At 62.9% G+C, this 25,366-nt stretch carries 23 protein-coding genes; 16 read left to right on the top strand and 7 right to left on the bottom strand.

Annotation, left to right across the window (positions count from 1 at the left end; translation table 11 throughout):
- Window positions 1–25 precede the first annotated feature (25 nt).
- The 3 genes from ABEA18_RS10085 to ABEA18_RS10075 are packed head-to-tail and all read right to left on the bottom strand — an operon-like array spanning window position 26 to window position 3,004.
- Complete coding sequence (locus ABEA18_RS10085; protein ID WP_345449216.1) at window positions 26–1,114, bottom strand: hypothetical protein; 1,089 nt, start codon at window positions 1,112–1,114, stop codon at window positions 26–28.
- Window positions 1,107–2,138, bottom strand: coding sequence for a glycosyltransferase family 2 protein (locus ABEA18_RS10080; RefSeq protein ID WP_345449215.1), 1,032 nt, complete (start codon window positions 2,136–2,138; stop codon window positions 1,107–1,109). Before ABEA18_RS10080 ends, ABEA18_RS10085 begins: the two co-directional genes overlap by 8 nt.
- Window positions 2,138–3,004: a glycosyltransferase family 2 protein gene (locus ABEA18_RS10075; RefSeq protein WP_345449214.1), complete on the bottom strand. Its 867-nt coding sequence runs from the start codon at window positions 3,002–3,004 to the stop codon at window positions 2,138–2,140. The genes ABEA18_RS10080 and ABEA18_RS10075 overlap by 1 nt, the downstream gene beginning before the upstream one ends.
- Window positions 3,005–3,413: 409 nt before the next feature.
- Here ABEA18_RS10075 and ABEA18_RS10070 point away from each other — a divergent pair, with 409 nt between their 5' ends.
- Window positions 3,414–4,256: an AfsR/SARP family transcriptional regulator gene (locus ABEA18_RS10070; protein WP_345449213.1), complete on the top strand. Its 843-nt coding sequence runs from the start codon at window positions 3,414–3,416 to the stop codon at window positions 4,254–4,256.
- A 7-nt stretch (window positions 4,257–4,263) separates the two neighbouring features.
- Here ABEA18_RS10070 and ABEA18_RS10065 read toward each other — a convergent pair whose 3' ends face one another.
- The 3 genes from ABEA18_RS10065 to ABEA18_RS10055 form a co-directional block, all read right to left on the bottom strand.
- Complete coding sequence (locus tag ABEA18_RS10065) at window positions 4,264–4,728, bottom strand: hypothetical protein (RefSeq protein ID WP_345449212.1); 465 nt, start codon at window positions 4,726–4,728, stop codon at window positions 4,264–4,266.
- A gap of 85 nt (window positions 4,729–4,813) precedes the next feature.
- Entirely contained in the window at window positions 4,814–6,259 is a 1,446-nt protein-coding gene (locus ABEA18_RS10060) for a GntT/GntP/DsdX family permease (protein ID WP_345449269.1), read from the bottom strand.
- Window positions 6,260–6,321: 62 nt separating this feature from the next.
- Window positions 6,322–6,885 (bottom strand): gluconokinase, encoded by a 564-nt coding sequence (locus tag ABEA18_RS10055; RefSeq protein ID WP_345449210.1) that lies wholly within the window; start codon window positions 6,883–6,885, stop codon window positions 6,322–6,324.
- Window positions 6,886–7,019: 134 nt separating this feature from the next.
- Here ABEA18_RS10055 and ABEA18_RS10050 point away from each other — a divergent pair, with 134 nt between their 5' ends.
- From ABEA18_RS10050 to ABEA18_RS09995, 12 genes are all read left to right on the top strand, one after another.
- The gene (locus tag ABEA18_RS10050) at window positions 7,020–8,483 is read left to right on the top strand and encodes an MFS transporter (protein ID WP_345449208.1); all 1,464 of its coding nucleotides are present in this window, start codon (window positions 7,020–7,022) and stop codon (window positions 8,481–8,483) included.
- Between the two features lie 260 nt (window positions 8,484–8,743).
- On the top strand, window positions 8,744–9,589 hold the full coding sequence (locus ABEA18_RS10045) for a sugar phosphate isomerase/epimerase family protein (protein ID WP_345449207.1): 846 nt from the start codon (window positions 8,744–8,746) through the stop codon (window positions 9,587–9,589).
- Window positions 9,590–9,631: 42 nt separating this feature from the next.
- Entirely contained in the window at window positions 9,632–10,639 is a 1,008-nt protein-coding gene (locus ABEA18_RS10040) for a Gfo/Idh/MocA family protein (RefSeq protein WP_345449206.1), read from the top strand.
- A gap of 38 nt (window positions 10,640–10,677) precedes the next feature.
- Window positions 10,678–11,538 (top strand): sugar phosphate isomerase/epimerase family protein, encoded by an 861-nt coding sequence (locus ABEA18_RS10035; RefSeq protein WP_345449205.1) that lies wholly within the window; start codon window positions 10,678–10,680, stop codon window positions 11,536–11,538.
- Window positions 11,539–11,562: 24 nt separating this feature from the next.
- Window positions 11,563–12,729 (top strand): Gfo/Idh/MocA family protein, encoded by a 1,167-nt coding sequence (locus tag ABEA18_RS10030; RefSeq protein WP_345449204.1) that lies wholly within the window; start codon window positions 11,563–11,565, stop codon window positions 12,727–12,729.
- A gap of 101 nt (window positions 12,730–12,830) precedes the next feature.
- Window positions 12,831–13,877 (top strand): LacI family DNA-binding transcriptional regulator, encoded by a 1,047-nt coding sequence (locus ABEA18_RS10025; RefSeq protein WP_345449203.1) that lies wholly within the window; start codon window positions 12,831–12,833, stop codon window positions 13,875–13,877.
- Between the two features lie 88 nt (window positions 13,878–13,965).
- A complete protein-coding gene (gene uxaC / locus ABEA18_RS10020; RefSeq protein WP_345449202.1) occupies window positions 13,966–15,372 on the top strand; it encodes a glucuronate isomerase in 1,407 nt (468 codons plus the stop codon).
- Between the two features lie 86 nt (window positions 15,373–15,458).
- Window positions 15,459–16,781, top strand: coding sequence for a mannitol dehydrogenase family protein (locus ABEA18_RS10015; protein WP_345449268.1), 1,323 nt, complete (start codon window positions 15,459–15,461; stop codon window positions 16,779–16,781).
- A gap of 563 nt (window positions 16,782–17,344) precedes the next feature.
- Window positions 17,345–18,790, top strand: coding sequence for a glucuronide transporter (gene uidB / locus ABEA18_RS10010; RefSeq protein WP_345449201.1), 1,446 nt, complete (start codon window positions 17,345–17,347; stop codon window positions 18,788–18,790).
- Between the two features lie 118 nt (window positions 18,791–18,908).
- A complete protein-coding gene (gene manD, locus ABEA18_RS10005; RefSeq protein ID WP_059387443.1) occupies window positions 18,909–20,138 on the top strand; it encodes a D-mannonate dehydratase ManD in 1,230 nt (409 codons plus the stop codon).
- A gap of 10 nt (window positions 20,139–20,148) precedes the next feature.
- Window positions 20,149–22,476, top strand: coding sequence for a gluconokinase, GntK/IdnK-type (locus ABEA18_RS10000; RefSeq protein WP_345449200.1), 2,328 nt, complete (start codon window positions 20,149–20,151; stop codon window positions 22,474–22,476).
- Window positions 22,477–22,615: 139 nt separating this feature from the next.
- The gene (locus ABEA18_RS09995) at window positions 22,616–22,885 is read left to right on the top strand and encodes a hypothetical protein (RefSeq protein WP_148667388.1); all 270 of its coding nucleotides are present in this window, start codon (window positions 22,616–22,618) and stop codon (window positions 22,883–22,885) included.
- Between the two features lies 1 nt (window position 22,886).
- Here ABEA18_RS09995 and ABEA18_RS09990 read toward each other — a convergent pair whose 3' ends face one another.
- A complete protein-coding gene (locus ABEA18_RS09990) occupies window positions 22,887–23,621 on the bottom strand; it encodes an SOS response-associated peptidase (RefSeq protein ID WP_345449199.1) in 735 nt (244 codons plus the stop codon).
- 106 nt (window positions 23,622–23,727) lie between these two features.
- Between ABEA18_RS09990 and ABEA18_RS09985 the strand changes: the two genes are divergently transcribed.
- Genes ABEA18_RS09985 through crcB form a run of 3 tightly spaced genes read left to right on the top strand, consistent with a single transcriptional unit; the run spans window position 23,728 to window position 25,126 of the window.
- The gene (locus tag ABEA18_RS09985; RefSeq protein ID WP_345449198.1) at window positions 23,728–24,264 is read left to right on the top strand and encodes a universal stress protein; all 537 of its coding nucleotides are present in this window, start codon (window positions 23,728–23,730) and stop codon (window positions 24,262–24,264) included.
- Entirely contained in the window at window positions 24,261–24,761 is a 501-nt protein-coding gene (locus tag ABEA18_RS09980; RefSeq protein WP_345449197.1) for a fluoride efflux transporter FluC, read from the top strand. Before ABEA18_RS09985 ends, ABEA18_RS09980 begins: the two co-directional genes overlap by 4 nt.
- Window positions 24,758–25,126 (top strand): fluoride efflux transporter CrcB, encoded by a 369-nt coding sequence (gene crcB, locus ABEA18_RS09975; protein ID WP_345449196.1) that lies wholly within the window; start codon window positions 24,758–24,760, stop codon window positions 25,124–25,126. Before ABEA18_RS09980 ends, crcB begins: the two co-directional genes overlap by 4 nt.
- Window positions 25,127–25,366: the final 240 nt, after the last annotated feature.

Below are 25,366 nucleotides of genomic sequence, written 5' to 3'. Positions count from 1 at the left end.
ACGCTGCCAGACCACGCCTTCCTGCTCACGGCCGGCCGTCCACCATGGAGGTGACGGTGCCTGCGACAAAGTCTGAGGTCCGGTCGGCGGACCAGGCCACGGGAAGGCGTAGCACGAAGCAAGGAACATCACTCAGCGAACGTGTGATGACGGAGGTTTTTGCGGAAAAATGCTCGCCCAATGGCACGAGGCCCGTGGCCCCTAAGGCCTCGATGAGCCGCCGCGACACGAAAGGCAATTCCGAATGGAAGTTGCCCACAATGCGCGCTGCCATCCAGGCTTCTGTCCGGCGCTCCAACCGGGCTTCCGCTCCGTCGAAGCGTTCGAGGAAGACGGCGATTCTGGCGGGCGCCTGCGTAACGATCTTCCCTGGGCCGAAAACGTCTGCCGGGTGGACCATTCTGTGCTCGGGTGACCACCGACGCGTGAACGCGGCCGTCCGTGGATAGCGGACGATGACAGGGTGTACAGCGGTGGCCACGCTGCTGATGGTCGAAGTCAGCCAGCCCGGCGCGAGGGGCTTGCGGATTCCTTGGAACAGTTCCGGATAGATTGGCCGGTGGTGGGGTTTGATGAACATCGGTTTTGCGTAGGACAGAAGGGTCCCCTCCGCAGTGATGAATCCCCAGTCATCGGCCATGAATCCGACGTCCGGCATGGCCAGAAGTTTCGCGACCGTACTTGTTTTCCCGACGCCACCCCATGCGGGCATCAGGATGCCCGCTCCCCGGTAGTTCACCATAGCGGCGTGAACCATCGCTGTATCCTGCCTGATACACAAGTGGTCCAGCAGCGGCACGACCGCCGTCAACAGTTCGCCCGCCCCTTCGACCACGAAGCCGTTTTCCGCACGGGTAACCTGAACCCGGTCCTCCGGGAGGAACAGTGAATCATCTGTATACCGGTAGGCGTCTTCGGCATGGGACTGCGCGGGAACCGGAGTGACGCCGCCGCTGATGTTCAACTGAAGGGTTGAAGCCGAAGGGCCAAGGAACGGGGCAAGCATGTCACGTAGCTGTGCCTCACCCGGCGTGCCCTGGGCCACCCTGATTCCGACTCTTCCGTGGACGTCGAAGGCAACTGCGGGTGAGGTGACGATCTGCTGGTTAATCACTGGGCTTGCCTCCGCTGTTGTCGCGAATGAGCCGGTACAAAACGGAGCCGGACGCACGCACGGGGCTCGATGACGACTGCCACAGGCTCTGCAGATAGCCAATTGCAGTGACAGCCAGAACCGCAAGGATCACTCCCGCCCGGGCCAGTCCTCCGACGTCACCGTCTCTCCCGCAGGAACGTAGTCCGGCCAGAACAGCGCGCGGGAGCACTCGGCGGACATATCGGCGTTCCGGTCCAAGGATTTGGCTCCGCCCTAGAAGCCGGGTCACCTCGGCCTTCGAGACGCCCTCCGACCAGGCCCTGGACAACATGTAGCGCAGGGTACCGCGCGTCGCAGGCACATGGTGGCGAACCACGGCTGCCGGTTCGTAAACCACGCGGGTGCCGGGGGAGCCCATGGATGCCCTCAGGCACAATTCGGTCTCCTCGCATCCAAGCGGACGATCACCTTGCCGGCCAAGGGAAGCGTTGAACCCGCCGACCCGCTCAAAGACATCGGAGCGGAAGGACATGTTCGCGCCGATCACGTTACGCACTTGTGCCGCGACTCTGGGCAAACCTTTATAGGTGCACCCGACAATCCAATCAAGCTCTTCGGGAAAGTGCGCCGGACGACCCGATTCCCACACGGGCTCAACCCTGCCCCCGACCGCCAGCACATCCGGATCGTCATAGAGCACGACGAGCCGGGCCAGCCAGTCCGGGGCGGCTTCGGCGTCATCGTCGAGGAAGGCCACAATGTCACCGGTTGCCGCCTTCACTCCGGTATTGCGAGCACCGGAAAGTCCCGGGGGCCCCGAGTTCTCCACTACTTCAACCCCCAGCAGCGCACCCGTTAGTCGCCGGTACAGACCCAATCGCCGGTACAGATCCTCATTGTGGTCAACTACGACAACAAGCTGTTCCGGCCGAAGTGTTTGAGATTGAACCGACGCGAGCCCGTGGAGCAGCAACTCCCACCGGGCTTCGGTGAAGCAACAGATCACGACGCTGACACTTAGCCAGCTGGCACCGCTTGGCATTAGCCGTCCGCCAGCATCGCAAGGACCGTCTTCGGGTCGGTTGGAACATGAGGAAACCTCATATCCGGATACCGGTACTTCACGCGCCGAAGGGCCTCCGGCCGTACCCCCGCCGTCGGCGCATCCCATCCGACGCACTCGCGGGTCAGCGTTCGCAGGACGCGCCACCCGTCGCGGAAGGTCTGCAGATGTGAGTTGCCTGAAATGCGGGACAACTCGTGGCTAGGCACCTCAGCGATGCGAAGCCCCGCCCGGGCCGCCCGCGACACCAGTTCGGTCTCGATTTCGAAACCATCGGACTTGAGTTCAAGGACCTCCAGGCACTCCCTGCGGAAGGCGATATACCCGTAGCAAAGATCCGAGAAGTTGCAGTGCAGGGCCTTGTTTGCCAGCCCAGTGAGCGCACGGTTCCCGAGATTACGCAAACGCGTCAAGTCGTCGGAACCGCCGCCGGTGACATATCGGGAGCCCTTGACGAAATCGTGGTCGTGCTGAAGGGGTGAAACAAACCAACCGATCTCCCTCGGGTCCATGCTCCCGTCCGCATCGAGCATGACGATGATGTCCCCGGTGGCCGCGGCGAACCCTGCCCGCATGGCGGCGCCCTTGCCGGCATGCAGCTCGTTCACCACGACGACGTCGAAGCGAAGCGCGCGCGCCACATCCACGGTGAGGTCTTCGGACCGACCGTCCACGACGATGACTTCGTCAACGTATGACGGCATCCGCCTGAGCACCCACGGCAGATTCAACGCCTCGTTCAGAGTAGGAATCACCACGCTGATCGAAGCCGCCGGGAGCGAAGCCCCGGGAGCTGAAGCAGCAGGGGTCCGGCCGCTGGCAGGCTCCAACTGTCCAATGGACACAGATCTCACCCCCGTCGATCTATCCGCACGAATGCGGAATACCAACTGGGAAGGATCCGGCGCCCTCGTTTGGACGGTCGCCGGAAAAGGGGGCCTCCATAGTTCATGACGGCACCTCCATTTCGCTCGCGATTACATGCACCAGGTCAAGTGGATGTTGGCACGAGCATGGGACCGGGCGCGTTACAGCACCGTTACAAGGAGACGTGGCTCGTGTTGTGAAGGATTCAGCCGGGGGAGGCCTGCGTGGCCAGCCGAGGGAAGTATCGATTACGAGTAAGTAGGACTTCCTTCGGGGTTCCTTGATTCAAGTAGTGGCCACTCGTGACCGGGCTGGTCAAAGCTGACTAATGTCGGACGACGTAGCGTTTGCCCACTAGGAACCCGACTTTAGATTGGGGTACGAGACGTGGTTTCATCACCAGATCCCCAGTGGTCCCTGACCTTGCTCAACGGTTGGACCTTGAGCCGGGATGGCGCACGGCAGAAGGTAGCACATCGGCAGCAACGCCTTATCACCGCGCTGGCCCTGCTTGGCGAGCGGCCGCGGACGTTCCTCTCCGGACTTCTCTGGCCTGACTCGTCCGAGGCCCAGGCGGCCGTCGGTCTCAGGGTGAGCATCTGGCACATCAATCACGAGCTCCCCGACCTGCTCGATGCTGACGGAACTACGGATGTCTCCGTCGCCCTCGGTGAGCACGTGCTCGTTGATATCACGGACCTTCAACGAGAGCTTCAAGCCCCGGGAGCAGAGTTGAGCGATTGGTACCCGAGATGGGAACGGCTACGGACTGCGGAGCTTCTTCCCGGATGGTACGAGGACTGGATTCTGGTCGAACAGGAACGGTTCCGGGCTCTTCGTACAGCGGCCCTCGACTCCATCGCGTCATACCACCTCAGTCAGGGAAACACCGAGGAAACCAAGGCTGCGAGCAAACTGGCCATTGCCCTGGAGCCTTTCAGGGAGTCCTCGTACCGTTTGCTGATACAGGCCCACCTTGCGACCGGCGACCTTGTCTCCGCACTCAAAACTTATCGGAGCTTCTCCGCCGACTTGAGACAGGAATTCGGTGTTGGCCCGTCCCCGTCACTCGTCAAGCTCATCGCCGGTGCCGTCGGAGACAGCGGCCGTCAAATGGACAGCGGCGGTTTGCCGCTCACCCAGATGCTCCCGTCGCTCCGCCCCGTGACCTCCGAATCGGGGGACCCCGGCGTAAACCTTGTCAGGGAACTGGCTGCGCAAAAACCGTAGTCCGGTGTCACCTTTCGACGCCGAGGCGTGCGAATCCAAGGCTCTCACCGCTAAGCCTGCCATCACGTACCTTGAACGGATACAACCGCCCGATATCCAATTCTTTGAGTCCTGCTGCCGGGAAAAGCGCCGAAACCGTATCGTCGAGTAAGAACGTTGCATCCGGTGACCCGTCTACCCGCCCGAACGACCCGCTGAAACGAGCGGCAGACGATACGCGCAGCAGGTCGAACGATCCCAGGACCCTTCGCCCACGGAACCGAATGCCCAGACATCGCACACTTCCGGCTAAGAAGTCGTCCGCGGTGAAGCCCACCAGGATTTCGCCCTGGCCACGCAGATGCTCGCCCACTCGAACGGAGAGCATGATCTCCCGGTCGAAGTGGATCAGCAGCAAGTGGTTCGGCCCTAGGTTGTTCTGTCCAAATCCTCCTGGAATCCGTGAGTCGCTGCGAAAGCTCGCTCCGCCCATGGCTCTTCTCCCGCCTGAACACCGAGACATCTTCTTTCCTGCAAACGTACGTTGGGAAATTGGAAGGCCGTCGTCCGGCTTCGGATCAGACGAAAACCGATAGCAGCAGGGTGAATCCGAATCCCACGACGGAAATTATGGTTTCCATAACCGACCAGGTCTTGATCGTCTGGCCTACTGTCAGTCCGAAGTATTCCTTGACCAGCCAGAAGCCCGCATCGTTGACATGGGAGAAGAACAGCGATCCGGCACCGATGGCGAGCACTACCAGCGCTAGCTGAGCCGGCGACAATCCGGTTGCCAGCGGTGCGATGATGCCAGCGGCTGTCACCGTAGCAACAGTCGCCGAGCCAGTGGCGAGGCGAATCAGCACTGCGATGATCCAGCCCAGCACCAGGGCCGACAGGCTGGCGGCTACCGCGATCTTGGCGATCGCGGTTCCGGTACCGCCGTCGACGAGTACCTGCTTGAAGCCGCCCCCGGCGCCGACGATAAGCATGACCCCGACAATCGGCAACAGGCTCTCGCCGATCTTCTTCGTCAGGATGGAAGCGGAGAAGCCGACCCGTGTACCGAATGTCACCATTGCCAGAAGCACGGCCACGAGCAGGGCAAAGACCGGATCACCGATGAAGTCAAGGAAAGGACGGAGTGCGGCGCTCTTGTCCATCCAGATGTCTGCCCCGGCTTTGATCAGCATGAGCACCAACGGCGACAACAGGGTCACCAATGTCCAGCCAAAGGACGGGCTGCGCGTTGCTTGCGGATCCTGTGCCTTGCCTACCGGCGCCTCGCCGTGTGAACCGGCGGCTTTCGCGCCGGGGCCTTGTGACCTGGCCGGTTCAGCGTGCTCGCCGGATCCGACGGTGACTGCCAGGCCTGCGCCAGCGGCTCCGATCGGCACGATCCTTGCTGCGAGACGGCCAAAGAGCGGACCTGCGATGATGACCGTTGGAATGGCGATCAGCAGGCCAAAAGCAAGAGTCACACCGACATTGGCGTGCAGGATGCCGATCGCCGCCAACGGGCCCGGGTGCGGCGGGATGAACCCGTGGAGCACCGACAAGCCGGCCAGAGCCGGAATGCCAAGACGCATCGCCGGACCCTTGGAACGGTGCACAGCCAGCATCACTACGGGAATGAGTAGCACGAGCCCGATCTCGAAGAACATGGGGATGCCGATGATGCCGGCGATGAGAGCCATCTTCCAAGGCAGCGTTGCGGGCCGACCATGGAGAAGCGTGTCGACGATCTTGTCCGCGCCGCCGGAATCAGCCAACAGCTTGCCCAGCATGGCTCCCAGCGCGATGAGCACACCAACGTAGCCCAGCACGCCGCCGACGCCGTTTTCGTAGGACGTGGTCACCTTGTCCAAGGCGATGCCCGAGGCAATGCCGACGAAGAGGGCGCCGATGCTCAAGGCCAGGAAAGCATGCATCTTTGCCCAGACGATCAGTAAGACGACTATCGCGATGCCAATGGCCGCCACCACAAGTACTTGGGTGTCGTGGCCGGTCCACGGTTGATGCATCGCGTCCGTGGTTGCGTCGGTGGCGACCCCGGCGAAGGCCTTGTTGAGGATGGAGATTCCGTTCATGGTTCTCGTCCTGTTCCGCTCGGCCGCAGGCCGAACTTGTCCATGATTTGCTGGGCAATCACTCCTGGAGCCGGACCGACGTCTATCCGGATTCCGGGCTCACCCGGGGACAGTTCCTCAAGGTCCGCGAACTGACTCCCCAACATACTGGCGGGCATGAAATGGCCGTGGCGTTCGGCCAGCCGTGCGCTGATGGTCTCGGGTGTCCCTGACAGAAAAACGAAGACAACACCTGAACCTCGGCGATTGATGATGTTTCTGTAAGACCGTTTGAGCGCCGAACAAGTAATGACGCCGTTTTCCCCGTGATCCAGCCTCCAGTCGACCCACTCGGCAACCTTCTCCAGCCAGGGATATCTGTCCTCGTCCGTGAGCGGATGTCCCGCTGCCATCTTGTCGATGTTTGTTTGGGGATGCAAGGCATCGCCTTCCTCGAAGGCCCAGCCAAGTCGACCCGCCAGGAGCGCGGCAACCGTGGACTTGCCGGAGCCCGAAACGCCCATGACAACCAGCACAACCGGTTCGACCAGCGGGGGCGTCGCCATGTCAAGAGGGTCCATTGTGCCCATCATGGCAGCACGTGGGTCTCTGTGCCATAGCGAATCGCAGCGGCTCTCTCGGCGGCCAGCGCCGGAAATGCTTCCGTCAACGGCATATACAAAGCATACTGATGATCTACTCAAGGAGGAGGGCCATGTCAGCAGTGAGAGGTGCAACAAGCGACGTCATCGAAACGAACATCCCCGGCCGAATGGATCGCCTGCCTTGGTCCAGATGGCATTGGATGATCGTCATCGGTCTCGGCACCGTCTGGATCCTGGACGGACTCGAGGTCACCATCGTTGGGGCGATTGGCGACAGCCTCACGCAGCCGAATGGCGGTCTCGGCATGTCCACTGCGGACATTGGCGTGGCTGCCGGGGTCTATGTATCCGGCGCCTGCGTCGGGGCCCTCGTTTTTGGCCATCTCACGGACAGGTTCGGGCGGAAGAAGCTCTTCCTCCTCACCCTCGGGCTGTATCTGCTTGCCACCGTGGCCACTGCGTTCTCCCTGAACCCGATGTGGTTCTTCATTTGCCGCTTCTTCACCGGAGCGGGCATTGGCGGGGAGTACGCGGCGATCAATTCGGCGATAGACGAGCTCATCCCCGCCGCCCGTCGGGGCGTCGTGGATTTGGCCATCAACGGCTCTTTCTGGCTTGGGACGGCCTTCGGCGCGTCGCTCTCCGTGCTGTTGCTCAACCCAGCCTTCTTCGCGCCCGGCATCGGCTGGCGTCTCGCATTCGGCCTGGGGGCGTTTCTTGGCTTGCTGATCCTGCTCGTGCGGCGCAACGTGCCTGAGTCTCCGCGTTGGATGTTCATCCACGGCCGGGACAAAGAGGCGGATCGGCTCGTCCGCAAGATCGAGGACGACGTCGAGGAGGCCGCGGGGGAGAAGCTGTCCGAGGTCAACCAGACGCTCAAAGTCCGTCAGCGTAAGTCAATTGGCTTCGGCGTCATCATCAAGACGGCGGTCCAGCGCTATCCGAAGCGGGTCGTCCTGGGTCTGTCGCTCTTCATTGGCCAGGCGTTTCTCTACAACGCGGTGTTCTTCACCTATGCGCTCGTGCTGACAAAATTGCTGAATGTCCCCAGCGACCTTGCCCCATGGACGCTGGTCCCGATCGCCGTCGGCAATTTCCTTGGCCCGCTCGTCCTGGGCCGCTTCTTCGATAGCGTCGGGCGCCGGACGATGATTTCCGGTACCTACATCGCGTCAGGTGTCCTGCTTGCCATTACGGCGTTCGTCTTCTCCCGCGGAGCGCTTGATGCTTTCTGGCTCACCGCCTGCTGGATGGTGATCTTCTTCTTCGCCTCAGCGGGCGCCAGTTCCGCGTATCTGACAGTGAGCGAAATCTTCCCAATGGAGACCCGGGCCATGGCCATCGCGTTCTTCTACGCCGTGGGCACCGGTATTGGCGGCATTACTGGCCCTATCCTGTTCGGTCGGTTCGTTGAACAAGGAATCGGAGCAGTGGCCTTCGGTTATGTCATAGGCGCAGTGCTGATGGTTGCAGCCGGCGTCGTCGAGATCGTATTCGGGGTTGAGGCTGCGAGGCGGTCGTTGGAGGACATCGCTGCCCCGATCACTGCCCAGATGGAGGGAGCGCCGGCCTGACGGCGGCTCATTCGGGGCACTGTTCGATCTCGGACAGGAGCTGCAATTCTCGAACGGCAGCGGAGGAGGCAATTCAGCAAGCTGAAATCACGATGCCGGAGTTCGCCACGGCGAGTACATCCGCATGGCAGTTGCCAATATTTGGCAATCGGTTGTCAACCGGTGCGTAGCTGACTAGACTCGAGGTGAACGCATGCCCGCGAACTAGCATTTGGCGCCCTACGCCGCCATGCGGGCGAACGGATCCAAAGGAGATTTCCGTGACTGAAACCAATGCCGTGTGGAGCCTGTCCGGTTTCGGCGACGAAGTGGATCCCGATCCCGCGGTCCAGGCCGCCGTCTTGCTGGCCCTCGGTGCCGGCCATATTGAAGTGCGCAGCGCATGGGGCACCAATGTTTCAGAACTTGAGCCCGAAGCGGTGGAGCGGCTCAAGGCCATCCTGGACGAGAAGGGCCTGAAGGTTTCCGCAGTCGCGAGCCCCATCGGCAAGGTCGACGTCAGTGTTCCCGTGGAACACGAGCTCGCCCGGCTGCGCCAGATTATTTCAGTGGCCAAGGGCCTCGACACCAAGTACATCCGCATCTTCTCCTTCTACCGGGCCGAAGGGCAGAGCAATGAAGACATCCGCGACTCAGTCATGGAGCGCCTGACCGCACTCACGAACGAGGCGGCCGCGTCCGGCGTCGTCCTCCTGCACGAAAACGAAAAGGGCATCTACGGTGATACGCCCGAGCGAGTCCTGGACATCATGGAGACCATCGCTTCACCCGCGCTGCGCGTTGCCTGGGACAGCGCCAACTTTGTCCAGGTGGGCGTCAAACCGTACACGGAGGCTTATGCCGTGCTGCGCCCCTACCTGGAGTACTTCCAGATCAAGGACGCAATCGCCGGTACCGGTGAAGTAGTGCCTGCCGGCGAAGGCGACGGCGAACTGGACGCCACCATCGCCGCGCTCAAGGCCGATGGCTTTTCCGGCTTCTTTTCCCTCGAACCTCACCTTGCAAGCACCCACGAACTGGGCGGATTCTCCGGACCCGTCGCCTTCGGCGCCGCAGCGCGCGCCTTTGCGGCACTCGCAGCGAAGAACGGTGTTGCCCTCGCCTGAGGGCCTGTAGGTTCAAAGGAAAACATCTTTCGAGGGAGAAGAATGCCTACAGCAGCAGTCATCGGTTGCGGCGATGTATCGAGCGTGCACTTCGGAGCAATCGCCAAAATGGACGACGTTGAACTTGTGGCGGTCTGCGACACTGATGCCGGACGCCTGCAGGCGGCAACGGCCGCCTACGGCGTAGCGGGGTACGCGGACTACCTTGAGATGCTCGAATCGGTGAGGCCCGACGTCGTGCATATCTGCACTCCGCACCACCTGCATGCCTCACTGGCTGCGGACTGCCTTGAGCGCAGGGTTAGCGTGATTGTCGAGAAGCCGCTCGCCCACACTCTCGAAGACGGTCGCCGGCTGGTCGAGGCGGCCGAACGGAGCACGGCGAAGATCGCCGTATGTTTCCAGAACCGCTATAACGCGACGTCGCAGGCCATGCGGAGACTGCTCGACGACGGCGGGCTGGGCCAGGTTCTCGGCGCCTCGGCAACCGTGATGTGGCACAGGACGGCCGAGTACTACCGTGACAGGCCGTGGCGCGGCACCTGGGCTGAAGGCGGCGGAGGCCTCATGATGAACCAGGCCATTCACACGGTAGACCTGCTCCAGTGGTTGGTAGGTGACGTGACCAAGGTGGAGGGTCACGCCTCCACCCGCTCCCTGGGCGGCGTGATCGAGGTGGAGGACACGGCGGAATTCATTGCCGGGCACTCCAACGGTGCTACCAGCGTCTTCTACGCCACCCTGGCCAACGCCACCAATGCACCTGTGACGCTGGACATCGTGACCGAAAAGGCCACTCTCAGCCTCAGGGGCGACCTTGTTGTCAGCTACGCCGACGGCACCGTGGAAACCATCCCGGAACGTGCCTTGGAATCGGGTGGGCGCGCGTATTGGGGCGTATCGCACGAGCTCCTGATCAAGGACTTCTACGCCAAGCTCGGGGATCCTGCGCCGTTCTGGATCAGCCCAGCGGAAGCCGAAAAGTCACTCAGGATCGTCAAAGACATCTATGCCCAAAGCTACCCGGAGATTTCCGGGCAAGTGGGCTAACCACGCGGCCCAAGGGCCGGGAACTAACGGAGGACAAAGTGGCAAAAATCGGCGTACAGGCAATGATGCTGAAGGGCAGTTTTGCCGAAGCCGGGGCGTTTGAAACGCTTCGCAAGGTCAGTGCGATGGGGTACAACGCCGTCGAAATCTCCCAGATCCCGATGACACCGGAAAACGTTGCCGATCTGGACCGCTCCCGCAGCGAACTGGGCATGGACATCGCGGCGCTTTCGGTCGCCATGGAGACGCCCAAAGGCATGCCGGGGGACTCCCTCAAGGACCACTTCGACAAGATCGTTGACGACGCAAAGCGACTTGACACGCACCTCCTGCGGATTGGCATGATGCCGTTCCCTGCCATGAAGTCGATCGACGCCGCGGTGGACTTCGCGAAGCAAGCCAACGAATACGCCGAACGGCTCCGGGAATACGGCGTCGGTTTGTACTACCACAACCACCACATCGAGTTCGCCAAGTTCGAAGGCAAATACATGCTGGACATCATTGCCGAAAACTCCCCGGCCATGGGCATGGAAATCGACGTGCATTGGGTGCAGCGCGGCGGCCTGGACCCTGTCCGGACCCTTGCCAAATACGCCGGACGTACTGCCATGGTGCACCTGAAGGACTACAGGATCGGCGCGTTGCCGGAGCAGGCCTTCGGGCTCCTGGAAACGGGGGACATTGCGGGTTTCATGGCCGAGTTCAAGAACGTGGTCCAGTTCGCCGAAGTGGGGGAAGGCAACCTTGACTTCCCGTCCATCATTCCCGCGGCCCAGGCTGCCGGCGCCGAGTACTTGCTCGTGGAGCAGGACGAGCTCTACGGCCGCACGGTGTGGGAAGCACTGCAGACTTCCTACGACAACCTGGTGGCCATGGGCCACGCCGACCTCTTCTAATCCCACAACAACGGAGATCCACTCATGAGCAAGAAAGTACGCCTTGGCATCATCGGCCTGGGCCAGCAGGGCGGCACGTACGCCAAGTTCATCACCGACGGAATGGTCCCGAACATGGTGATCGGCGCCATTTGCGACACCGATCCTGCAAAGAAGGAACTGGCAGCTTCCCGGTACCCCGATGCGCCTTTCTATGACGACTACATCGCCATGCTGGAAAGCGGCGACGTCGATGCGATCGTCACGTGCGTGCCGCATTACCTGCACCCGGAAATGGGCATCGAATCGCTGCGGCACAATATCCATGCCCTCGTGGAGAAGCCGGCCGGCGTCTACACCAAGCAGGTCAAGGAGCTCAATGAGTTCGCGGCCTCCAAACCCGAGCTTTCCTTCGGGATCATGTTCAACCAGCGCAACAACCCGCTCTACAAGAAGCTGAAGGAGATCGTCGACAACGGCGAGATCGGTGCCATCCGACGCACCAACTGGATCATCACCAATTGGTGGCGTCCGCAGGGCTACTACAACTCCAGCGAATGGCGCGCCACGTGGGGCGGCGAAGGCGGCGGCGTCCTGGTCAACCAGGCACCCCACCAGCTCGATCTGTGGCAGTGGATCTGCGGCGTGCCGAAGTCCGTCTATGCCAAGGTGGCGTACGGATTCCGCCGGGACATCGCCGTCGAAGACGAGGTCACCGCCGTCGTGGACTACGGTAACGGCGCCACCGGCGTCTTCGTTACGGCCACGCACGACCTCGTGGGCACGGACCGCTTCGAGATCCTGGGTGATCAGGGCAAGATCGTGGTGGAAAACAGCAAGACCGCCACGGTCACCCGCCTGGTCAAGCCCGAGCGCGAACTCAGCGACGGAATGGACATGGACGATGTCCGCAAGCTCTTCATGGGCGAGTTGAAGGCCGAGGACTACTACACCACCGAGGTCATCGAGTTCGAGTCGGCCTGGGGCGGACAGCACGCGGGCGTCCTGGAGAACTTCGCAGCCAACATCCTGGACGGCACTCCTTTGTTGGCACCCGGATCGGACGGCATCAAAGGCGTCCGGCTGGCCAACGCCATCCACCTGTCGAGCTGGACCGGCAGGGAAGTCCCGCTCGACTTCGACGAGGAAGAGTACATGCGCGAGCTCAACAAGCGCATCAGCGAAGAAGGCAAGTTCGCCGAGCGCTCCTAGTTAGCACGGCGCGTCAGCAGGGCACTCAAGCAGGGCGGTCGCCGAGCGAATGGTTTGGCAACCGTCCTGCTTTTGTTGCCAAGCCAGATTACGATTGAGCCGTGACTGAAGCGACGAATTCCGGAGCAGCAACTTCCCCCGCCAAGCGCGGACGCGGGGAGAAATCCTCGCCCACCATCTACGACATCGCGAGGCTCGCAGGAGTCAACCCGTCGACGGTCTCCCGAGCGCTGAGCAAACCGGGCAGGGTCAGTGCCAAGACCCAGAAGATCATCGAGGATGCTGCCGGGCAGCTGAACTACCAGGTGAACCCCTTCGCCCGGGCACTTCCCACCGGCCGTACCCAGACCATCGGACTGATCGTCGCGGATATCACCAACCCGACGTTTTTCGACATCATCCGCGGTGCGGAGACCACGGGGTCCGCCCGGGACTACACCCTGGTGCTGGCCGAGTCTGCAGAGTCTCCTGAAACCGAACTGATTGCGGCCCGCAGGATGTTGAGCACGGTGGACGGCCTCATTTTGGCGAGTCCGCGCATGGACGACGAAAAGATCCGTGCCCTGGCCGCGGACAAGCCGGTGGTAGTGATCAACCGCGAAATAGAGGGAGTGCCATGCGTGGTCCCGGACGTCAACAAGGGGATTAGCCAGGCCGTGCGGAGCCTCGCCGCCAACGGCCACCAGCAGCTCGCTTATGTTGCGGGGCCGCCGCAGTCCTGGATGTCGCGCCGCCGCTGGGAAGGCGTCCAAGCTGCCTGCGATTGGTACAAATTGGGGGCGGTCCGCTTGGAATCGTCCAAGCCGACCGTCGACGGCGGCCGCCAAGTAGCGCGCGACGTCCTGGCGAGTGGTGCGACGGCGGTGATCACCTACAACGATCTCCTCGCCATAGGCCTCATGCAGGAGCTTCAGGCCGCAGGCATACACGTCCCGGATCAGATCAGCATTGTGGGTTTCGACGACATCTTCGGGGCAGACTTCACGACGCCGGCGCTCACCACCGTGAGGTCGCCGTTGGGGGAGTGCGGTTCCCGCGCTGCCGCCCTCCTGTTGGACATGTTGCTCGGCCAGGATGGGCCCGCGGAAGCAGTTCGCGTGGACACGGAGCTCGTGGTGCGCGGCTCCAGCGGACGGCTGATCGCGTAGCTCAAGCGATCCCCGGGGGGAGTTGCAACGACATGGCAATAGATGGCAACCGGTTGACAGATTGATTCTTCCGACTGAAAATTGACCTATGTCACAGTCGATCGCAGCCAATCCTGACCGGCTCCTGCCCGCGGATCCCGGGACGCGCAGCATTGCGCGCTCCCTTCTGGAGCGCGTCCGGGACCTGCCCATCATCTCTCCGCACGGCCACGTTGACGCCGCCGTCATCGAGCACAACACGCCGTTCCCTGATCCGGCCGCGCTGCTGGTCAGCCCGGACCACTACGTCACCCGGCTGATCCACGCCAGCGGAGTCCCCATGGGTAAGCTGCTCTCGGGAGGCGCCAACCCTTCCGAATCCCGGGAGATCTGGCGGACTTTCGTCCAGGCCTGGCCCCTCTTCGAAGGCACTGCCTCCGGGTACTGGTTGCGTACGCAGTTCGACAGCGTGTTCAAGCTCGGCGCGGACCTTGGCGAGATGCCTGCCGACGCCAGCTACGACGCCATTGCCGCCAAGCTCGTCGAGCCTGATTTCCGTCCCCGCCAGCTCTTCAAGGACTTCAACATCGAAGTCCTCGCCACCACAGACGATCCCCTGGACAGCCTGGCCAGCCACAAGGCCATCGCCGAGGACCCCTCCTTCAACGGCCGCGTGCTGCCGACCTTCCGTCCGGATGCCTACCTGAACATCGCCCACCCCGCGTGGAGTACCAACGTCGAGCGGCTTGTCGATTCCGCCGGCGACGGCGCAACCGGTTACACCGGCTACCTCAAGGCCCTGGAAAACCGCCGTCGTTATTTCGTGGACCATGGCGCAGTCTCCGCGGACCACGGCGTCCTCACTCCGGCGACGCTCAAGCTGGACCGGAGCGACGCCGAGCGGATCTTCGAGCTTGCGCGCGCCGGCAAGGCCACGGCCGAGGACCGCAACACCTTCGAAGCCCACATGATGTACCAGATGGCCAGGATGTCCGTCGAAGACGGCCTGGTCATGACGATCCACCCGGGTTCCTTCCGCAACCACCACCAGCCCACCTTCGACGCCTTCGGTGCGGACACCGGCCACGACATCCCGTTTGCCACCAACTACACCGAAGCCATCCGGCCACTTCTCCAGGACTTCGGGACGGTCAAGGACTTCCACCTGGTGCTGTTCACCCTGGACGAGACGGTGTTCTCCCGCGAACTGGCGCCGCTGGCTGGGTTCTACCCCTCCGTCTACCTCGGCGCTCCGTGGTGGTTCCTCGATGCACCGGATGCCATGCTCCGCTTCCGCTCCGCCGTTACCGAGACAACCGGCTTCTCCCGGTCCTCGGGCTTCATCGACGACACCCGCGCGTTTTGCTCCATCCCGGCCCGGCACGATGCCTCCCGCCGGATCGAAGCGTCCTTCCTCGCCCGCCTCGTGGCCGAGCACCGTGTCAGCGAAGACCGAGCCCATGAAATCATCGTCGACGTCGTCGACTCCTCACCCCGAAGGGTCTTCAAGCTGTGAGCAACGAACCCGAGCAAACTGCGGATCTTCCCCGCTTGAGCCGTGCCATCAAGCCAATTCGCAAAGCCCCGGTGCGCATCGTGCACATGGGACTGGGAGCCTTTCACCGATCACACCAGGCCTGGTACACCCAGCATGCAGGCGACGCGGCTGAGTGGGGCATTGCCTCCTTCACTGGCCGCCGCCCGGATGCCGCAGAGGTCCTGGCCGCCCAGGACGGCCTGTACACCGTGGTGGAGCGTTCGGATGCGGGTGATTCTTTCGAAGTCATCGGCAGCATCGTCGAGGCCGTCGACGGTGCCGACGTCGAGCGTTTTGTCGAAGTTGTCGCAGCGCCGCTGACTTCGCTCATCACGCTCACCATTACTGAGGCCGCCTACCGGCTTGGGGCCGACGGCAAGTTGGACAACCAGGCGCCCGACGTCGTCGCGGACCTCGCCGTGCTCTCTGGCGGCTCTCCTTCCGGCAAGCCGACGACGCCGCTGGGCCGCTTGGTGCTGGGCCTCGCCGCGCGCCGCGACGCCGACGCCGGTCCACTCGCCGTCGTCTGCTGCGACAACCTCTCCAACAACGGGAGCGTTGCGAGAAGCGCCGTGATGGGGATGGCCAAAGCGTTCGACGCCGGACTCGCTGCCTGGATCGACGCCAACGTCAGTTTCGTCAGTACCTCCGTTGACCGCATCACGCCGCGGACCACCGACGCCGATATCGACGCCGTCGCTGCAGCCTGCGGATACCGGGACGAATCGCCCGTGGTCGCCGAGCCCTTCCGCAACTGGGTCCTCAGCGGAGACTTTCCCGCGGGACGCCCGCACTGGGAAGACGCCGGCGCCGTTTTCGTGGACGAGATCGAGCCGTACGAAAACCGCAAGCTATGGCTCCTCAACGGCGCACACTCGCTCCTCGCCTATGCCGGCCAGTTGCGCGGACACAAGACCGTGGCCGAAGCCCTCGCCGACGATTCCTGCCGACGGGCGGTAGAGGACTTCTGGGATGAGGCCGCCGCCAGCCTGCACGGTGATGACTTGCGCATCCCCGAGTACCGGGCTGCCCTGCTGGAACGCTTCGGGAATTCCCGGATCGCCCACCATCTGGCCCAGATAGCCATGGACGGCAGCACCAAGCTGCGCATGCGGGCGCTGCCGGTGCTCCGCGCCGAGCGCGCCGCGGGCCGTAGCGGCCAAGCGGCTGCTCGGATGATCGCGGCCTGGACTGCCTACACTGCCACGGCAACAGGTCTCCAGGACCCGCAGGCGGCAGAGATCGCTGCTGCGAACCTCCTCACGGGCCGTGCACGGCTCGAGGCTCTGCTCCGCCTCGTGGATCCCGACCTGGTTGCCGACTCGGCGATCGTGGACCTCGTTGAGGGTTTGGCCGAGACCTTCGCGGTCGCTGGAAACCTCAGCTAATCCGACAGGCACTTTCGACGGCGCCCGTTGCCTTCCGTGAAGGCAACGGGCGCCGTCGTTTTGGCCCTGGCAAGTGAGCGAGCGTTTGCCAGACACCCGCCATATGTGAGCGGGCGTTGGGCAGGACCGACGCTCGCTCACCTATATGGCACTTCCCCCCAACGCTCGCTCACCTATATGGCACTTCCCCCCGACGCTCGCTCACCTATATGGCACTTCCCCCCAACGCTCGCTCGCTTATATGGCACTTTCCCCCGATGCTCGCTCGCTTATATGGCACTTTCCCCCGACGCTCGCTCACCTATAACGGCCCTTTCCCCCAACGCTCGCTCACATATATGGCACTTCCCCCCCAACGCTCGCTCGCTTCTTCTGAGCGGGCGTTGAGACTGCACTGACGTTGAAAAGTTTCTATGGAAACATTTGGCAACCGCTTGCCGAATGGTTGCCAGGGTGATTAGGATTACATCAAGCTTCAACAATTTCTGGCCTGGTTTCGGCCGAAGCTTTTCCATCATCGCAAGCCGGAACTTGGGGTACCGGCAAGGGTAAAGGAGCCCGCAATGAACAAGCTCAGCAAACTCAGCATCCTCGGCTATGGGGCTGGCGACGCCGCCAACAACCTTGCCTTCACTACTGCCACCATGTTCCTCCTTGTCTACTACACCGACGTCGCGGGCATATCCGCGGCGGCCGCCGGCACCCTGTTGCTTACCGTGAGGATCTTCGACGCTTTCGCCGATGTCTTCGCCGGACGACTGGTTGACCGCGCCTACAGCAAGCGCTTCGGAAAATTCCGCCCGTTCATCATGTTCGGCTCGATCCCATTGCTGCTTCTGAGCGTCGCGGCCTTCTCCATTCCGCAAGTCGGCGAAACAGGGATGTTGCTCTACGCCTACGTGACATACGCGGCCCTCGGCCTGGCTTACTCGCTGGTGAACATCCCGTACGGTTCGCTGGCCGGCGCGATGACACAAGAACCGGGGGAGCGAGCCAAGCTGGGTTCAGCCCGCATGGTCGGCGCTCTTTTGGTCAGTTCTGCGTTGGGCATCTTCGTTGCTCCGCTCATCAAGCCCGGCGCAAACCTGCAGTCCACGTTCACCATCATCACTCTGGTCTTCGTCGTGATCGGCGCAGCGCTGTACTTCTTCACGTTCCTGACCGCCAAGGAGCGGGTCCACCGTGCGGTGCCCAAGGTTTCCTTCAAGCAAAGCATGGCGACACTTAAGACAAACCGTCCCCTGCTCATGCTGTGCCTGAGCTCCTTCCTCTTCCTGACCGGCTACATGGCGCTGTCGTCGGTGCAGCTGTATTACTTGCGCGACGTCCTCGGGCGGCTGGATCTCTATGCGGTCCTCTCCATCGTCCAGCTGGCGGTGACCTTTGCCCTCGCTCCGCTCATGCCGAGGCTGGTCCGAAACTTCGGCAAGAAGACCATCTATGTGGCTGCCGGTTTCCTCGCCATCATCGGTGGCGCAATCGTCTTCCTTGCTCCGGCCTCCATGGTCTGGGTTGGATTCTCCGGTCTGCTCCTGAGCATGCTTGGCGTCATGGCCGTCAACATCGTGGTGTGGGCCTTGGAGGCAGATACCGTGGAATACGGCGAATGGAAGACCGGTGTCCGGACTGAGGGCATCACCTACGCGCTGTTCTCCTTCACCCGCAAGACTGGCCAAGCCGTCGGCGGCGCTCTTGCTGCATACGCACTCGCGGCCGGCGGCTACAAGTCCGGCACTACGCACAGCGCCGGATCCCTGCAGGCCATCCAATTTGCCGCAGGCGCGCTGCCCGCCATCATGACCATCCTCGCGATTGTCGTCATGGCCAAGTACAAGTTGACTGACGCGTTCCACGCCCAGATCCTGGGCGAGATCAAGGCGCGCCGTTCCCTGGAAACATCCGGCGAGGAGCCAGTTAGCGCGGAGGGCGCAGCCGCAACCCCCGCCGAGCGGGCGGCCGCGGAAACCGCCGCGGTAATCGCTGGGCCAGAAAAAATCTCGACGAAATAATACTGCAACCGGTTGCCAATAATTGTCATCCATCCTAAGATCGTCTTTACCCGCCCTGTGGTGCACGTCGCATCCGGGCCAGGCCAGCCCTCGATCAGCAACCCTGAAAGGACCAGCTGTGAAAATCATTGCTGCTGAAGTCTTCGTGACCAGCCCTACCCGGAACTTCGTGACCTTGCGGATCACCACCGAGGACGGCGTGACCGGCATCGGCGACGCGACCCTGAACGGCCGTGAACTCGCGGTGGCCGCGTACTTGAAGGAACACGTTGCGCAGCTGCTGATCGGCAAGGACCCGCACCGCATCGAGGACACCTGGCAGTTCCTGTACCGCAGCTCGTACTGGCGCCGCGGCCCGGTCACCATGGCCGCCATCGCCGCCGTCGACATGGCCCTGTGGGACATCAAGGGCAAGGTCGCCGGACTGCCGGTTTACCAGCTCCTGGGCGGAGCCTCCCGCAACGGGCTCCGCGCGTACGGCCACGCCTCGGGCGCGGACATCCCGTCCTTGTTCGACTCGGTCCGGGAGCATCTGGAGCTCGGTTACAAGTCGATCCGTATCCAGACCGCCATTCCGGGTATCAAGGCCGTCTATGGCGTGGCCGCCCAGGCGCAGGCCTCGGGTGAGCGCTACGACTACGAGCCCGCCGGCCGCGGTGCGTTCCCGCAGGAAGAGGACTGGGACACCCGCGCCTACCTACGCCACCTGCCCACCGTCTTCGAAGCGGTGCGCAACGAATTCGGCCCGGAAATCCCGCTGCTGCACGATGGCCACCACCGCATGACCCCCATCCAGGCAGCCAAGCTCGGCAAGGCCCTGGAACCGTACGACTTGTTCTGGCTCGAAGACTGCACCCCGGCCGAAAACCAGGAGGGGCTGCGCCTGGTCCGCCAGCACACCACCACGCCGCTGGCCATCGGCGAAATCTTCAACACGGTCTATGACTTCCAGACGCTCATCAAAGAACAGCTGATCGACTACGTGCGGGCCGCGTCCACGCACTTCGGCGGAATTTCGCCGCTGAAAAAGGTCATGGACTTCGCCGCGCAGTACCAAATCAAGTCCGGCTTCCACGGCCCCACCGACATTTCCCCTGTCGGTTTCGCCGCGCAGCTGCATGTGGGCCTGGCCATCCACAACTACGGTATCCAGGAGTACATGCAGCACTCGGACAAGACCAACACGGTGTTCGAGCAGTCCATGACCTTCACCGACGGCTACCTGCACCCGGGCGACAAGCCGGGCCTCGGCGTCGAATTCAACGAGGAAGCCGCCAACTCCTTCCCGTACCAGCAGGCCTACCTGCCCTACAACCGCCTCGTGGACGGCACCGTCCATGACTGGTAGGAACGTGGGCATGGCTGGCGAGTCCACCGCCGCCGCGGAAAAGCCGCGGCGCATTGTGGTGATGGGCGTCTCCGGCTGCGGCAAGACAACCATCGGAGACCTCGTGGCCCGGGCGCTGGGAGTTCCGTTCCTCGACGGCGATTCGCTCCACCCTGTGGAAAACGTCGCCAAAATGGCCGCCGGAACCCCGCTCACCGATGAAGACCGCTGGCCGTGGCTCGCGACGGTCGGCACCGAACTCGCCAACGCCGGCGACGGCGGGCTGGTTCTCGCCTGCTCCGCCCTCCGGCGCAGCTACCGTGACGCCATCCGTGAGAAAGCGCCCGACACCGTCTTCCTGCACCTGCATGGCAGCAAAGAGGTGCTGAGGGAACGGACAGAGGGCCGCTCCGGCCACTTCATGCCGCCCGCGCTGCTGGACTCACAGCTCGCCACCCTGGAACCGCTCGACGCCGACGAGGCAGGTTTCGTCGTGGACATCGCCGTCCCGGTCAGCGAGGTGGTCGCGGAAGCGCTGGCCGGGATTGCGGCCGTCGCAGGTTCCAAAGCTCAGGCGGGCATCAGCCCTGCCGGTACCGCGGGCACCCAGGCGCGGCAGTTCGACGTCGACCTCCAGGCGGCGCCGTTCAATCTCGACGACGACGCCGTTGCGTGGGTGGATTCCACCATCCGTGGCATGAGCCTCGAGGAAAAAATCGGGCAGCTCTTCATCAATCACAACAACGATTACTCCCCTGAGTACCTCGACGGTGTGCTGGAGAACTATCACGTTGGTGGCATGCGGTACCGGCCGGGCCCGTCCGCCGCTGTCCAGGAACACATCCGCTATGCCCAGTCCAAAACACGCATCCCGCTTCTGGTGGCCTCCAACCCGGAAATGGGAGGAGCTGGAAGCTGCGACGACGGAACATTCGTGTCGACCCACCTCCAGGCGGGTTCCCACCCGGACAAGTCCATCGCCCGGAAAATGGGCCAGGTGGCCGGCGTGGAAACCGCGGCTTTGGGCTGTAATTGGGCCTTCGCGCCGATCGTGGACATCCACTACAACTGGCGCAACACGGTCATCTCCACCCGGGCGTTCGGCAACACTCCGGAAATCGTGGTGGAGCGCGCCAAGGAGTATTTCGACGGCATCAGCGAATCGCCTACTGTCTGTGCCATCAAGCATTTCCCGGGCGACGGCGTGGACGAACGCGACCAGCACGTGGTCACTTCGTACAACACGCTCGGGTACGCGGAGTGGAATTCCAGCTACGGGCACGTTTACCGGGAAATGATCGGCCACGGGGTCCAGTCGATCATGGTCGGACACATCGGGGCGCCCGAACTCACGCGGCATTTCCGTCCGGGGACGGAGGACAGGGACATCCTGCCCGCCACCCTCGCTCCGGAGCTTCTCCAGGACTTGCTCCGTGGCGAACTCGGCTTCAACGGACTTATCCTCACTGATGCATCGCAAATGGTCGGCCTCACCCAGGCCAAGAAGCGCAAGGACCTTGTTCCTGCCACCATCGCCGCGGGCTGCGACATGTTCCTGTTCTTCCGCAACCCGGCGGAGGACTTCCAGTACATGTTGGACGGCTACAAATCAGGTGTGATCAGCGATCAGCGACTGCATGACGCGCTGCGCCGGATTCTGGGGCTGAAGGCCAGCCTGGGGCTGCACAAAAAGCCGGGCGCGGAGCTGGTTCCGCCCGCGGAGGCCCTGCGGCTGATCGGCAGCGAGGCGCACCTCGCCGTCGCTGCCGAAATCGCCGACAAGACCGTCACGTTGATCAAGGACACTGCCGGCAACCTGCCGATCACACCGGAAACGCATAAGCGCATTCGCCTGTACGGCATCTCCGGCGGTTCCGATTTCACCCGGGCGGATCCGCTGGCCTATCTGGATACGGTCAAGGAGGAACTTGAAATCGCCGGTTTCGAGGTCCACCTCTTTAAGACGGCGGAGCAGCGTGAAGCCGCGGGGGAGGCGGGGGTGAACTTCATGAGCGTCATCTCCGACGAAGCCACCGGCGATTATGCGGACAAGTACGATGCCGCGTTCGTCTTCGCTTGCGTGTTGGGCTTTGCCCAAGAGGCGGCGATCCGCATCAAGTGGTCCAGCCCCATGGCGGCCGAAATCCCGTGGTACGTCACGGAAGTCCCCACGGTGTTCGTTTCGCTGAACCAGCCGAACCACTTGATCGATGTACCGATGGTCAAGACGGCCATCAATGCCCACGCTGGGACTCGCGAGGCCATTCGGGCTACCATCCAGAAAATCCAGGGCAAGTCCGAGTTCCAAGGAACGTTCAACGAGAACGTGTTCTGCGACTCCTTCGACACCCGGCTTTAGCGCGGCTTTAGCCAGCGGCGGCCATTTCCCAGCTGCATGGGGGACTGGCCGTCGCATGCCCGGTGGCCGTAATGATGGAGCTATGGGGTTCGAATTTCCTGACCTCCATATTGTCGATGCCTCGCAGTAGTATTCGGGCATGCCTGACCAGCCCGAATACCCCGCGCCGTTGAATTCAGTCGGCGCCCCGCCTCCGCGGCAAACGGAACCGTTATCGACCGTTTCAAGGGTGCCTGTTATCGCCAAGCTCGTTTGGCCGAAGTACCTTCAATATGTTCCGGCCATGGTCACCCGGACGTCGGAAGGCAAGGTCCTGGTCCAGTGGTGGCCGAATCCCTTCGGATCGGCCACGAGAATGACGTGGCTAAAGGATACGGACGTGAGGGCCGAACTGCGCTACGAGCGTTGAGTCAGGCAGCCGGGTTCGCGACGTCCACCAACCTGGTGTTGTCTTCGACGAGTTCCACGGGCCTCATTGTCCACGCCGACGACAAGCCGTACGCCTCGCCCAGCACGGCGTCCAACAAGGCCTGGCCCCTGGTTTCCTTGGGGTCGATCCAATCGTCGATCATGTCCGCAGAGATCGGAACCGGAATCCGGTCATGCAAATTGTGGAGCCGCTCGTGAACGCCCTCGGGAGGGGAATCCATGGTCAGGATCGAGCAGGACAAACGCCATGCGCCGGGCGCGGACTTGTCCTCGATGCTCTCGTCCCGCCATGGCGCAAACAGTCCCGCGAAGGTAATCAGCTCATCCTTCGGTTCGACGATGTAGCGCTGCTTGGGATCTTTGCGGCCGGGACCCGATTTCTTCCACTCGTAGTAGGCAGAGGCAGGAACGACCGCCCGCCACTTGGGCAGGGACGCCCTGAACACCGGGATTGCCCCGGCGGTTTCCGAGCGCGCATTCCAGGTGGGTACCTTCGAATCGAAGGACTTGGAGAATGTCGGAACCAAGCCCCACCGCCCGGCCGCGAGCTCGCGCCCGACCGAACCGTCCCCGGCCCGTCCCCGCAGAAAGACCACGGGGTCAGTCGGGTTGATCTGGAGCGTCGGCGAGGGGTAGTCGGTATCACCGCGCAGCACGGCACCGAGCTTCCTCGAGAGATAGTCTGCTTCGAAACCGACACTGAACCGACCGCACATATCGACATTCTCGCGTAGCGCTTGGGACAACGCCAGTCGCAGAAGCCCATACTGGAGCAAGATTGAAGAACCCGCATCGTGACAACCCGGACATTTGGAGGACCCCATGATCAACCCCCGCGGCGAGGACGTGCCGCCGGCCAAGGGCAGCCCGGCCCGCATGACCGGTCCCGTGCTGGCAGGGGTGCTTCCGCACCAGCCCGTCGCGGTGATCGAGAAAGCCGCGGAAGTAGCGCTCAGCGCCGGGTTGGAACTGGTCCTGGCCTTCGCCGATGTCACGAGCTTCCCGGCGGCAGGGGACCGGGATGGGCATCTGGCGGCCCAGCCGATCGATCCCGACGGAATCGACGACGACGCCGCGGCCATCTCGGAGGCGCTCCGGTCCCGGATCGCGGATCAGCTCGACGGAACGGGTTTAAAGTGGACCTTCGTGACCCTCGCCGGCGAACCTGCCCGGTCTCTAGGCCGATATGCGGCGAGTATCAACGCTTCCATGATCGTCGTGGGAACCAAGGAACACGGCCTCGGCCCGAAGTTTGAAGGACTGGTCACTGGATCGGTAGCCTTGCATTTGGCGCATCGCCAAAACTGCCCCGTGCTCATGGTTCCCTTGGGCCGTCACGACCCAAGCAGGGATCAATGAAGGAAAGCAGCACCGCACCGCCGGGAGCCAAAGCCCAGACGGCGCCACCGGACCGGAACCCGCACCGCCCGCTCCACTTGCACGGGCGGTTCGTTCTGCTCGTCGCGGCCGGCGGAATCCTGGGCGCTTTGAGCCGCTACGGGTTCGGCATGGCCCTTCCTGCGCCAAACGCGTGGCCGCTACCCACGCTGCTTATCAATCTATCCGGCGCGTTGGCGCTTGGCTGGCTGCTCGAGGCGCTCGCACGGAGCGGGCCCGACGCCGGCCTCCGCCGGATTGCCCGTTTGGGCATCGGAAGTGGTTTCCTTGGGGCCTTCACCACCTATAGCACCTTGGCGCTGGACTCGGTGCATCTCTTCGGAGCAGGACGCGGGATGGACGCCATGTGGTACCTGGCAGCCAGCCTGTTAGGCGGCGTCGCGGCCACGACCCTGGGTATTTGGCTTGGGGCGCTCCGGCACAGGTCCAACCACCGGACGCCGAAGGCCCGGACATGACCCTCCTTCTCATAGCGCTCGCGGGCGGCGCAGGTGCGGCCCTCCGCTTCGTGGTGGATGGGGTGGTCCGTTCCTGGGCCCGGACTGCGTTGCCGCTGGGCACGATCTTCATCAACCTTTCCGGTTCGCTGCTCATGGGGATCCTGGCGGGGCTGGTCATGGCACATCAGGCTCCAGAATCCCTCCAGCTGATTCTCGGGACAGGGTTCCTTGGCGGATACACGACGTTCAGTACGGCAAGCCTGGAGACCGTCCGGCTTGTCCAGGCCGGCCGGACCGGCCTGGCCCTCCTCAACGGAGTGGGCACTATGGCGGCATGCGTCGGAGCCGCGGCAGCCGGCGTCGGGCTGGTCTTGTTGTTCTGAGCCGAACACGTCCGAGAAATCACCGATACCCAGTGGCAACCAAACACTGGAAAACTTTTGGAGAGACTGTGTTTGAAACGATCGTGCGAGACGGGGTCGTCTTGAAGCCTCTCGAGACATGGCACGCCGGCGAGTTTGCCGAGCATATGAGCAGGGCACGAGACCACATCCGACCGTGGGTCGGACCGACCTTTGTCGCCGACACCGTTGTCGCGCAGCGACTGCGCATGCGTTCGGACG

Source organism: Arthrobacter gyeryongensis, assembly GCF_039543785.1.
GTDB lineage: Bacteria > Actinomycetota > Actinomycetes > Actinomycetales > Micrococcaceae > Arthrobacter > Arthrobacter gyeryongensis.
Note: the sequence above shows the minus strand (reverse complement) of the source record. Positions and strands in the feature narration are given on the sequence as shown.